The sequence below is a fragment of the Streptomyces anandii JCM 4720 genome, assembly GCF_014650655.1.
GTDB lineage: Bacteria > Actinomycetota > Actinomycetes > Streptomycetales > Streptomycetaceae > Streptomyces > Streptomyces anandii.
The window spans coordinates 164,728-166,791 of record NZ_BMVJ01000014.1 but is presented as its reverse complement, the minus strand read 5'-3'; the positions used below and the strand labels follow the sequence as shown (position 1 = coordinate 166,791).

The following is a 2,064-nucleotide window of genomic DNA, read 5'->3' as shown; positions in this document are numbered from 1 at the left end:
CGCACTCGTGCAGGAAGTGGGTGCGGCAGCGGGTGCAGCCGGCTATCCAGCGTTCCTCGGTGAAGTCGGCGAGGCGTACCGTGCGCCGCCTGGCCTGTGGATGGCCGACCGGCATCAGCACGGTGAGCTGGTCCTCCAGGAGCGGGATCTCCACCACGTCGGCCGGCAGCGTCTCCGGGAGCCCGGGGTAGGTGAAGGCCAGGGTGATGTCGCATTCGCCGCGCGCGAGGCGCTGGAGAGAATCGGGGGGTTCGTCGTCGAGCAGGCTCACCCGTATCCCGGGGTGGCCGGCGGCCAGTTGGGCCAGGGCCTCGGGTACGAGGGTGGCGTTGGCGCTGGGGAAGCCGCAGACCCTGACCCGGCCGGCCCGCAGCCTGGTGATCGCGGTGACCTGTTCCTCGGCCACGGACAGGCTGCCGAGGATGGCCTCGGCGTGCCGGGCGAGCGTCTCACCGGCCTCGGTGAGCCGCATGCGCCGGCCGGCCCGGACGAACAGCGGGCTGCCCACCGCGCGTTCGAGGGCCTTCATCTGCTGGGTCACCGCCGGCTGCGTGTAGCCGAGGGCCGAGGCGGCCCCCGAGTAGGTGCCGGCGCTGACCACCGCGTGGAAGGTCTTGATGTGCCGCGAATCGAACACGCGTCGAATCATAAGCAGAAGTTGGGGTGCGGGCGGGGGCTGCCGTGCGCATCCCCCGCACCGGTGTCCGTCCCGCCCCCACCGACCCGGTAACGGTTCCGGCCGGCCTTGCGGTCGCGGTCAGCTCTCCGCGGGGACCAGGGCGGTGCTCTCGCGCAGTTCGGCGGTCACGCGCGCCTTCTCGGCCCGGTAGTGCTCCACGGAGGCCAGCTTCACGTCCTCGTATCCGCGGACGGCGTCGGGCAGTTCGGCGAGGCGGCGGACCACGGGCAGGTTCTCCGCCGTCAGCAGCGCGAGCGCGTCGCCGACCGACTCTCGGTACTCGTCGACGAGTTCACGCTCCAGGCGGCGTACGGGATGCAGCCCGAAGAGGTCCAGGCGGGTCCCCCGCACGCGCCGCAGCGCCCGCAGCACCCGGAAGGCCGGGCGGGCCCAGGTCCCCAGGGCGATCTTCCTGTCCATGCCCGCGGCGCGCAGGACGGGCGGGTGCAAGAGGTAGGAGCGCCTGCTTCCGCTGCCGAAGGCCGCCGTGATCTCCTCGTCGACGGCCGGGTCGAGGGCGAGCCGCGCCACTTCGTACTCGTCCTTGTACGCCATGAGCTTGTGCAGGTAGCGCGCGACGGCCTCGGTCAGCTCGGTCGAGTCCTCGCCGGCGGCGGCGCGCTCGGCCCGCGCCACCGTGGCGACGAAGTCGGCGTAGTCACTGGCGTAGCGCAGGTCCTGGTAGCCGATGAGGTCGGCGACGCGCACCGTGAGGAGGCGGTGCAGTTCGCCGCCGGTGTCGCCGGTGACGCGGGCGACGAGTTCGTCGGTGCCTGCGGGCGGGGGCGTCTTCGCGGCCTCCCGGGGCTCGGGGCCGGTCGTCGCGGCGCGCAGGGCGTCCGGGTCGGCGACGGCCTGGCGGCCTCGGCGGAAGGCCTGGATGTTGCGTTCGACGGCGACCGCGTTGAGGGTGATGGCCTCCTCGACGGCCGATGCGGGCATGGGCAGCAGGCCGGTCTGGTAGGCGGCGCCGACCAGCAGCATGTTGGCGTACTGCTCGTCGTCGAAGAGTTCGGTGGCCAGGGCGCCGGTGTCCAGGGCGACGAGCTGGCGCACCGCGCCGTCGACGGCGCTGCGTACGGCGCCGGGGGCCGGGAAGCCGACCTGGGTGTGGACCACCATCTGCCCGGTGGGAATCTCCGTCGTGCTCATGACGGCGACGGTGCGGTCCGGGGAGGCGACACGGAGGTAATTGGGGTCGGTGGCGACGAGCGGGTCGCAGGCGAGGTAGAGGTCGCAGTCCTGTCCGGCGATCCTGGCGCCCTGTTCGACGGCGCCCGAGGTGATCCTGAGGTCGGAGACGACCGCGCCGCCCTTCTGGGCGAGGCCGGTCTGGTCCAGGCCGCGCACCTGGTGGCCGTCGATGACGGCGGCGGTCGCCAGCA

2 protein-coding genes are annotated in these 2,064 nt (G+C 73.0%); both read right to left on the bottom strand.

Annotated elements, in window-relative coordinates:
* A partial coding sequence (locus IE249_RS24370; protein ID WP_229859189.1) for a LysR family transcriptional regulator occupies positions 1-637 on the bottom strand: 637 nt, incomplete at its 3' end.
* Between the two features lie 120 nt (positions 638-757).
* On the bottom strand, positions 758-2,064 hold a 1,307-nt coding region (locus IE249_RS38365; protein ID WP_229859188.1), incomplete at its 5' end, for a DUF6537 domain-containing protein.